The sequence below is a fragment of the Streptomyces carpinensis genome (assembly GCF_002154505.1).
Classification (GTDB): Bacteria; Actinomycetota; Actinomycetes; order Streptomycetales; family Streptomycetaceae; genus Streptomyces; species Streptomyces carpinensis.
Window position 1 is genome coordinate 1 of sequence record NZ_MUBM01000577.1, and the last position, 1,063, is coordinate 1,063.

The following is a 1,063-nucleotide window of genomic DNA, read 5'->3' on the forward strand; positions in this document are numbered from 1 at the left end:
CCAGTCGTCGCCCTTGAAGATCACGTCGAAGCGGACCTGCTTCCAGGTCTCCAGCTTGTCCGGCACCGTCTCCACGAACGCCGCGTCCACGTGCCGGACGCTGCGCACGATCTCCAGCCGCTCCGGCAGCGGGACCACGGGCCTGCGCCCCTTGGCGAGCTCGGCCATCTCGTCCGACACGACGCCTGCGACGAGGTACTCGCACTGGCTGCGCGCATGACGCAGGATGTTCAGGTGGCCGATGTGGAAAAGGTCGTAGACACCGGGTGCATAACCGACACGATGGACCATGCGTTCTCCCCCCACGGTGAACGTCCCGAGTGCACGTCACGGGTGAACGTCACGGCGACGCCGTGGCAAACGCCCACCGCCGATGACGATTGACGGTCCGTCGACCTTACTGTGAAGCCCGCCTGGAGATCCGGTGAACGGATAAGGTTGGGCGAGGATCACTTCTGGGGGGAAGGGGACCGGTGTTGACCGGGTTCGAGTCGGGTCGTTCCGGAGAAGAGCGGGACAAGCGGCGTGCCCTCGCGGGCCGTTGCCTGCTGCTGGTCTCCACCAACTACGCGCCCGAGCACACGGGCATCGGCCCCTACGCCACCCAGCTGGCCGAACACTGGGCGGCCCGAGGCGCCGACACGCACGTCCTGGCGGGCATGCCGCACTACCCGTCCTGGCGGCTCGACCCCGCGTACGCGGGCGTCTGGCGGACCACCGAGTCGCGCGGCGGGGTCACCGTGCACCGTCGAAGACACACCGTGCCCGCCCGGCAGACCGCCGTGCGCCGTGCCCTGTTCGAGGCCTCGCTGCTCGCCCACCAACTCGCCGCGCCGCCCCGCATGCCGCGTCCGCACGCGGTCGTGGCCCAGATGCCGAGCCTGGCCGGCGCGGTGGCCGCGGCCCGCATCGCACGCCGCCACCGTGTGCCGTTCGTGCCCGTCGTGCAGGACCTCATGGGCGCGGCGGCCGCGCAGAGCGGCATCAGCGGCGGCGACAGGGCCGCCGCCGTGGCCGCCCGCGCGGAGCGGTACGCGCTCGGCCGGGCCGCCCTCGTCGGCGT

General features: G+C 71.7%; 2 protein-coding genes. One reads left to right on the forward strand and one right to left on the reverse strand.

Features of this window, described 5'->3' with window-relative positions:
* The coding region (locus BZY54_RS46315; RefSeq protein WP_086731336.1) for an FAD synthase family protein at nt 1-291 on the reverse strand (291 nt) is incomplete at its 3' end.
* 260 nt (nt 292-551) lie between these two features.
* Between BZY54_RS46315 and BZY54_RS46320 the strand changes: the two genes are divergently transcribed.
* Nucleotides 552-1,063 (forward strand): glycosyltransferase (locus tag BZY54_RS46320; RefSeq protein ID WP_279634771.1); only part of this gene is annotated, 512 nt, incomplete at its 3' end.